Source organism: Marinobacter sp. UBA5687 (assembly GCF_002420325.1).
GTDB lineage: Bacteria > Pseudomonadota > Gammaproteobacteria > Pseudomonadales > Oleiphilaceae > Marinobacter > Marinobacter nauticus.
The window spans coordinates 1-7607 of record NZ_DIHV01000069.1 but is presented as its reverse complement, the minus strand read 5'-3'; the positions used below and the strand labels follow the sequence as shown (position 1 = coordinate 7607).

Below are 7607 nucleotides of genomic sequence, written 5' to 3'. Positions count from 1 at the left end.
CGAACCTGAGGCGATGGACCATAGTTCCATGAATCATGGCGGAGGCGAATCATGATCGCTGCCATCATTCACTGGTCTGTTCGTAATCGATTTCTGGTATTGCTGGCCACCTTGCTTATTACAGGGCTTGGCCTTTACTCACTGAACAAGACGCCGGTAGATGCGCTGCCGGATCTTTCGGATGTGCAGGTCATCATCAAAACCAGCTTCCCGGGGCAGGCTCCGCAGGTGGTAGAAGACCAGGTGACCTATCCACTGACCACCGCCATGCTGTCGGTCCCGGGGGCCAAAACCGTCCGTGGCTACTCGTTCTTCGGGGACTCCTACGTGTATGTGATCTTCGATGAAGATACCGACATGTACTGGGCTCGCTCCCGGGTGCTGGAGTACCTCTCCCAGGTGGCCCCCAGCCTTCCGGACTCGGCCCGCCCGCAACTGGGGCCGGACGCAACCGGGGTTGGCTGGGTTTACCTTTATGCCCTGGTGGATCGCACCGGGAACAATGATCTGAGCCAACTGCGCAGCCTGCAGGACTGGTTTCTGAAATACGAACTGCAAACAGTTCCCGGTGTGTCCGAAGTGGCCGCGCTTGGTGGCATGGTGAAGCAGTATCAGGTCAAGGTCAGCCCGGAAAAGCTCAGGGCGTTTGGCATTCCTCTGGCTCACATCCAGAACGCTATCAAAAGAGGCAACCAGGAAGTAGGGGCCTCCGTCATCGAGATGGCCGAGGCGGAATACATGGTGCGCACGTCTGGCTACACCCAGTCCCGTGAGGATCTGTTGTCAATTCCACTGGGTCTCGATGACAACGGCACCCCTGTGCTCCTGAAAGACGTGGCCAGTGTTGAGGTCGGGCCGCAGATGCGGCGCGGGGTGGCCGAGCTGAACGGCGAAGGCGAAACCGTGGGTGGCATTGTAGTGATGCGCTTCGGTGAAAACGCCCAGGCAACGATTAACGGCGTAAAAGCCAAATTAGAGGAACTGAAATCAAGCCTGCCTGAAGGCGTGGAAGTGGTGACGGTTTACGATCGCTCCGGACTGATCGAGAGGGCGGTTAATAACCTTGGCTTCAAGCTGCTTGAAGAATTCCTGGTGGTGGGCCTGGTGTGCATGATCTTTCTGTTCCACGTGCGCTCGTCGCTGGTGGCGATTCTCAGCCTTCCCGTGGGTATTCTGGCGGCCTTTATCGTCATGCACTGGCAGGGTATCAACGCCAATATCATGTCCCTCGGAGGGATTGCCATCGCCATCGGCGCCATGATCGACGGCGCCATCGTGATGATCGAGAACATGCACAAGCACATGGAGCGGACACCGCTCACGCCCGAGAACCGTTGGGAGGTTGTTGCCAGGTCAGCCTCGGAGGTTGGTCCAGCATTGTTTTTCTCGCTTCTGATTATTACGGTCAGTTTTGTGCCGGTGTTTGCCCTGGAAGCGCAGGAAGGACGGATGTTTGCCCCGCTGGCTTTCACGAAGACCTATGCCATGGCAGCCAGTGCGGCTCTGGCGGTGACGCTGGTTCCGGTGCTCATGGGCTATTTTATCCGTGGCAAGGTGCTGCCGGAACACAAGAATCCCGTGAACCGTCTGCTGGTCGGTGCGTATATGCCGGTCCTGAAGTTGGTCCTTCGATTCCCGAAAACCACTGTTATGGCTGCACTGCTGGCACTGGCTGTGGGGCTTTGGCCGGCGACCAAGATCGGGAGTGAGTTCATTCCACCGCTGGATGAAGGCGATCTGATGTACATGCCGACCACTTATCCCGGGATCTCAATCGGTAAAGCCCGCCAACTATTGCAGCAGACCGACAAGTTAATTGCGACCGTCCCGGAAGTTAAAACCGTATTCGGTAAAGTAGGACGAGCAGACACCGCAACTGATCCGGCGCCGTTAACCATGATCGAGACGTTCATCCAGCTCAAGCCGAGGGATCAATGGCGGGAAGGCATGACCACCGAAAAGCTGAAGCAGGAGCTCAATACTCTGATTCGGTTCCCGGGGGTAACCAATGCCTGGGTTATGCCGATCATCACGCGCATCGATATGCTGGCAACGGGTATTAAAACGCCGGTGGGCATCAAGATTGCCGGTCCGGACCTTACCGTCATCCAGAACATCGGTAAACGCCTTGAGGAAGTCATGGTCGACATCCCCGGTACAGCCTCCGTTTACTCTGAGCGAGTCGCTGGGGGCCGCTACATCAAGGTGGATATTGATCGTGAGCGTGCCGCTCGTTATGGGCTGAATATCGCTGATGTTCAGCAGGTAGTGGCCTCCGCTATTGGTGGAATCAACGTTTCCAGAACCATCGAGGGACTTGAGCGGTATCCCATTAATCTTCGTTATCCGGAAGACTACCGGGATTCTCCAGAGAAGCTGGAGCAGTTGCCCATCGTTACGTCAACGGGGCAAAGGATTGCGCTTGCCGATGTCGCCGATATCCGGGTAGAAGATGGTCCTCCCGCCATCAAAAGTGAAAACGCCCGCCTCAATGGCTGGACCTTCGTGGATATTGAAGGGGTTGATGTCGGCACCTATGTGGAGCAGGCCATGGCTACCGTTAACGAGGAGCTCGATCTGCCTGCGGGCTATTCGGTTACCTGGTCTGGCCAGTATGAGTACATGCTGCGTGCCAAGGAAAAGCTGACCTACGTGGTGCCGCTGACGCTGGCTATCATTATCATTCTGCTGTTCCTGAACTTCCGTCGTTTTGCGGAAGTGGGCATCATCATGGGTACGCTGCCGTTTGCCATGATTGGTGCAATCTGGCTGATGTATCTGCTGGGCTATAACTTCTCCGTTGCGGTCGGTGTAGGTTTCATTGCGCTGGCCGGCGTTGCCGTGGAGATTGGTGTCATCATGCTGGTGTATTTGAACCAGTCTTACGAGGAAATGTTGCAAACCTGTAAGGAGAAGGGGGCGACTCCAAGACGCGAGACGTTGCGCCTTGCCGTGCTTCATGGTGCCGGATTGCGCGTGCGGCCTATAATGATGACTGCTGCTGCTATTATCGGAGGTTTGGTGCCTATCATGGTTAGCACTGGTACCGGCTCCGAAGTCATGGGGCGCATAGCTGCACCAATGGTCGGTGGGATGATATCTGCTGTGATTTTGGCGCTGTTGGTGATACCGGTAGGTTACTATCTCTGGAAATGCAGGAGTATTTCCGAAGGGTAAAGAAAACTAGACCTCGCCATATTGCTTTCGAGATTCTGGCGAGGTCTGATGATGCAGCGGTGTCTGGGTAATGTTGTTATAAAGCAAGAGCCTGGGTATGGAGTCCCGGGCAGATACTCTGGCAACATATTTCCCGGGGGAGGTTTCCTGCCCTCTAAAAGGCCGAGAACAGCAGCGATGGGGTAGGCCCAAATTTGATGGGGTTCAATCATGTCTCGCATGGAGTCCTCGTGCCTTTGTGGTTCGCCATTCGTTTGGAATCTGCATGATGAGGTATGTCACATAGCGCGCCGGTTAACTATGTTTATAGGTATTTGCCCCCTCGTGCTTGTAGTCAGGGTGTTCAAATTCCAGTGTTGAATGAGTTACGCTGAACTCTTTCTCCAAAGCCTGTTTTATCCCGTCCTTGATTTTCTCAAGTTCATTCCACGCACTCATCTCGACAACCACACGGGCGTCGAGCGAGGCATCATGCTCACCCACCTGCCAAAAATGTACGGGGTGAAGTCGATAACTCCTTCTAAGTCTGATACTGCCCCAATGACGGAATCTGTGCCGATATCCTAGGGACTCCCCAGCATGAGTGTTCTGATGGTCCCGCCAATTTCTGTCAGGTCCAGGTAGAGAATATAGCTGGCCATGCCAATGGTGATTGCGGAATCAACCCAGCGCATGTCGTAGAGCAAGATAAGAGCTCCGCCTATAACACTGCTATTGACGCAAACGCATCAGACAAGTTGTGTAAAACAACGCATGAATATTAACGCTGCCCTTCTGCATTGAGTAGGTCAGCAGCGCGCTCAACGCGTCCATTATCAGTGCAACAATGTAAGTCAGACTACCCAACACCCCTTGAGTTCCAGCGGATCTGGGAACCGCATGACACCCTCGTATATCAGGTAGGGCCCTATCATGATCAAGGTGGTGTATTTAACAGCGCAACACCTACCTTTATTCGCCCGTAGCCGAAGGTCAGCTTTTATTCAGCCGGGCGACGCGCAATCTTACGGGCCGCGAACGCGATAATCAGCGATGCCATGTCCCAGAAGTTATGTATAGCATCGGCAATCAGCGCCAAGCTGCCGGCAAAGTCCTTTCCGCGATCTGGACGAGAGTCAGGATGCCGTTTGCCCAGATGGCTACTGCAACCCGTTTATGCTTGGTTTCAGGGGGAATGTGAAATAGCTGTATACTGAAAAAGTGTGCTTTCCCTCATATAGGTTTCGAAGTAATGCGGGAAGAAGCGTTAATTGGTTGCTTCCAATGTTCGCATTGCGACCGTCCCGCATCTCAGGCAATTCCTAAAAAAAGCGGAAATTCTAGCCATAAACCGTTTAGGCGTGGTTCACAAGATACTTCGTCACTGCCAGTTTCCCGCGTTTTCACTATGAACCGGTCCGATCCCGGATGAGAGATGAATGAAAGGGTCGTTCTGTGAGGATTTTCAAATGTTCCTGATTATACTGGTCGCATGAAGCATTCTGAGATCGGCTTGCATATACGAACCTACGAGGATGAGGGAAAAAGCCACTCCCACGACCATCATCAACTGGTATTGCCGTTGGTGGGAACGTTATCTCTGTCGGTAGATGCCATCGAAGGGGAAGTGGCTCAGCATCGAGCGGCAATTATTCCCGCGGGAATTGGCCATGGGTATGCCGCGGCGCTGGACAAGCTACCTTGTTTCGTAGACTTGGATCCAGCATTGCTCCACTACATCCAGTTCCTTCACGCACAGCTCCATAATGGGACAGAGTCGGATTTTACCCAACATCAAATGCTACTCCTGCTGATTCAGTTGCTTCAGGAGCGCCATGGAAGTCAGCTGAAGCTGGACCGCAGAGTCCACGCCGCGAAACAATTTCTGGACGAACACTTCAACCGACCGCTGTCCTTGGCCGAGGCGGCTGCCGTGGCACATCTGAGCATTCGGCAGTTGAACGATCTGTTTCGGCGCCAGGTCGGCATGACGCCGCATCAATACCTCACAGAGTTACGAATGAAAGAAGCTTGGCGGCTTCTGGAGCAGTCGGGGCTCAGCGTCCAGCGAGTTGCCGACGCTGTCGGCTATTCATCGTTATCGGCCTTTAGCGACCGGTTCAGAGCCCACTTTGGCAAAGCACCCAGCCACTTCCGCCGTATTTCGAAATAGTTCCGCCAGGATTTGAAAGTTCCTACCCTTCGCACTGGATACCCTTCTGCAATCATTCACACATGAGAGTTTCGGGAGGGTTTCATGGCATCTGTTAACGCCGCAACCTGGATCGGGTCGATTTCCGTTCTGTTATGGGGCACTTTGGCATTGCTGACCAAGCTTTCCGGTGGTGAGATTCCGGAGTTCCAGCTCATGGCCATGACCTTCGGTATCGCTTTTCTGTTGATGTGCGGCCGTTGGGTCTTCTCGGGGCATTCCGGTGTGCGTTATTTACGGCAATCGCCACTTGCATGGTGCATCGGCGTCGTTGGCTTGTTCGGTTATCACTTTGCCTACTTCAAGGCTATGACACTGGCCCCCGCCGTCGAAGTCAGCCTTCTTGCTTACCTCTGGCCGCTGCTGATCGTCCTATTGTCGACCTTCCTGCCGGGCGAGAAACTACGAGCTCAGTACATCGTTGGGGCCCTGGTTGCCCTGGCAGGTTGCTGGTTGTTGATCAGCCGCAATGCCGATGGATTTGCCTGGGAGAACCTGCCGGGTTACCTGGTGGCTCTGTCCTGTGCTCTGATCTGGTCATCTTATTCCGTTCTTAGCAGACTGGTTCGCTCGGTACCAACCGATGCCGTGGGCTGGTTCTGCGGTGTTACGGCCATTCTGGCGTTGATTTGCCACCTTTTGTGGGAGGAAACGGTATGGCCAGAAGGCGCACTTCAATGGATTGGCGTGGTGGGGCTCGGCCTCGGACCGGTGGGCATAGCATTCTTCACTTGGGACCATGGTGTAAAGCACGGAAATATCCAGTTACTGGGAACCCTGGCATACAGTGCGCCACTGATTTCAGTGATCCTGTTGATTCTTGCCGGATACGGCGAGGCTACGGTTGCCGTGTTGAGTGCCAGCATCCTGATTGTCATTGGTTCTTTGATCGCGGGTCGTGCGAAGAGCCGGACGGTCGCCGAGCTAGAATTGTTAACAGACTAACTACGTCGAAGGAGCAATAAGATGATTACTTGGGACGATTTCGAGAAGGTTGAACTGCGGATCGGGACCATCATTGAAGTGACGGATTTTCCCGAGGCACGCAAGCCTGCTTATAAATTGCGAGTGGATTTCGGGTCGGACATTGGTATTCGTAAATCGAGCGCACAGCTTACGGGCCTCTATGGCAAGGAGGAGCTCGTTGGCAAACAGGTTCTTGCCGTTACCAATTTCCCCCCCAAACAGATCGGACCATTTTTGTCGGAGTGCCTGGTCACCGGCGTGCAGACGGAGAAGGGCGCAGTTACCCTGGTAAGACCGGACGCGCAGGTGGATAACGGAGAACGCCTGTTCTGAGTTTCGGCGGCTTCCACATCGCGGGCCAATCGGTATGCGAGTCCAAGTGAGGGTGATGCATGGTACAGAGTCTCTTGTGCTGGCAATGGTGAGCGGAAAGCTCACCGTTGCAGCGCTCCAATGCACTTCCCTCCGATTCGCGGATCCAAAATAGCCGCAAAGCTCCGTGTAATCGTCAAATCCAAATGTCCGCTTTGCGACCATTCAGGCCTAATGACGGGATTTTCTGAGCCATTGTCGTGAATCCGCTAAAGGCGGGGTGGAGCATTTGAGCGCAATGGTGATTGAGGGAGATCACCATTGCGCCTTGAGCTACCAGAAATCGTTTCATGGCCATCGAGGTGAAGTAGTCAAAGGGTATCGTTGTCGTCCCTCTTTTTTTCGTCATCTGCCATGTCTTTCTCCACTAACCCAAAGATTTTATAAAGTATCAGGAAACCGGTGGAAAGAATCAGAATAACGGCCAGAAGGGCAATCATGGGATGTATCATCTGGCATTCTCCTGGAAGTTCATCAAATCCATGCGCTATTGAGTATGTCTGCTAACTCTTCACCTGATGAGCAAGCGTTGGTTTCTGGCTGTTCACTAATCATTTTCGCATTCAGACCTTCATTTGGAGCGGTGTCGTAAAATGTCGATTGGTTTGGGGATTCATTATCAAACCGGTCGCTGGTTCCTGCGTTTCGGGCATCGCTCTCTGATCTATCGTCAGGTACAGCTATTTCGGCTAGCTCTGAACTTATTTCATCTGCGTCAAGGACACCAGGGCTATCACCGGTTGCCGAAGTTGTAGCTGAACCAGTCGCAAGCGCGTTTTGGCTTCTGCTCAGAGAATTATCTTTGGACGAGAGTCTGTTCACAATCCACGTCAGGCCTATGGCAATGGCTGCGATCTCAACGGCGACATTGAGAAACTCCTGAGACCGCTCCTGCAGAACG

8 protein-coding genes are annotated in these 7607 nt (G+C 53.6%); 4 read left to right on the top strand and 4 right to left on the bottom strand.

Annotated elements, in window-relative coordinates; translation table 11 throughout:
• Window positions 1-51 precede the first annotated feature (51 nt).
• Window positions 52-3177: an efflux RND transporter permease subunit gene (locus B3Y70_RS07575; protein WP_199451537.1), complete on the top strand. Its 3126-nt coding sequence runs from the start codon at window positions 52-54 to the stop codon at window positions 3175-3177.
• 563 nt (window positions 3178-3740) lie between these two features.
• Here B3Y70_RS07575 and B3Y70_RS07570 read toward each other — a convergent pair.
• A complete protein-coding gene (locus tag B3Y70_RS07570) occupies window positions 3741-3863 on the bottom strand; it encodes a hypothetical protein (RefSeq protein WP_264766311.1) in 123 nt (40 codons plus the stop codon).
• Window positions 3864-4156: 293 nt separating this feature from the next.
• Window positions 4157-4216: a hypothetical protein gene (locus B3Y70_RS07565; protein ID WP_248185651.1), complete on the bottom strand. Its 60-nt coding sequence runs from the start codon at window positions 4214-4216 to the stop codon at window positions 4157-4159.
• 432 nt (window positions 4217-4648) lie between these two features.
• Between B3Y70_RS07565 and B3Y70_RS07560 the strand changes: the two genes are divergently transcribed.
• The 3 genes from B3Y70_RS07560 to B3Y70_RS07550 all read left to right on the top strand — a co-directional run bounded on the left by B3Y70_RS07560 (window position 4649) and on the right by B3Y70_RS07550 (window position 6667).
• Window positions 4649-5329: an AraC family transcriptional regulator gene (locus tag B3Y70_RS07560; protein ID WP_153741755.1), complete on the top strand. Its 681-nt coding sequence runs from the start codon at window positions 4649-4651 to the stop codon at window positions 5327-5329.
• Window positions 5330-5413: 84 nt separating this feature from the next.
• A complete protein-coding gene (locus B3Y70_RS07555) occupies window positions 5414-6313 on the top strand; it encodes a DMT family transporter (RefSeq protein ID WP_153741756.1) in 900 nt (299 codons plus the stop codon).
• Window positions 6314-6334: 21 nt separating this feature from the next.
• The gene (locus tag B3Y70_RS07550; RefSeq protein WP_153741757.1) at window positions 6335-6667 is read left to right on the top strand and encodes a tRNA-binding protein; all 333 of its coding nucleotides are present in this window, start codon (window positions 6335-6337) and stop codon (window positions 6665-6667) included.
• Window positions 6668-7017: 350 nt separating this feature from the next.
• On the opposite strand, the gene B3Y70_RS07545 is transcribed toward B3Y70_RS07550, so the two are convergent.
• Window positions 7018-7158: a hypothetical protein gene (locus B3Y70_RS07545; protein ID WP_153741758.1), complete on the bottom strand. Its 141-nt coding sequence runs from the start codon at window positions 7156-7158 to the stop codon at window positions 7018-7020.
• Between the two features lie 22 nt (window positions 7159-7180).
• The coding region (locus tag B3Y70_RS07540; RefSeq protein WP_288589526.1) for a hypothetical protein at window positions 7181-7607 on the bottom strand (427 nt) is incomplete at its 5' end.

What these genes read in the sequence shown, in the direction of transcription:
- B3Y70_RS07575 (WP_199451537.1), top strand. Translation starts at nt 52, where the DNA reads ATGATCGCTGCCATCATTCACTGGTCTGTTCGTAATCGATTTCTGGTA.
- B3Y70_RS07555 (WP_153741756.1), top strand. Translation starts at nt 5,414, where the DNA reads ATGGCATCTGTTAACGCCGCAACCTGGATCGGGTCGATTTCCGTTCTG.
- B3Y70_RS07545 (WP_153741758.1), bottom strand. Translation starts at nt 7,158, where the DNA reads ATGATACATCCCATGATTGCCCTTCTGGCCGTTATTCTGATTCTTTCC.
- B3Y70_RS07560 (WP_153741755.1), top strand. Translation starts at nt 4,649, where the DNA reads ATGAAGCATTCTGAGATCGGCTTGCATATACGAACCTACGAGGATGAG.
- B3Y70_RS07550 (WP_153741757.1), top strand. Translation starts at nt 6,335, where the DNA reads ATGATTACTTGGGACGATTTCGAGAAGGTTGAACTGCGGATCGGGACC.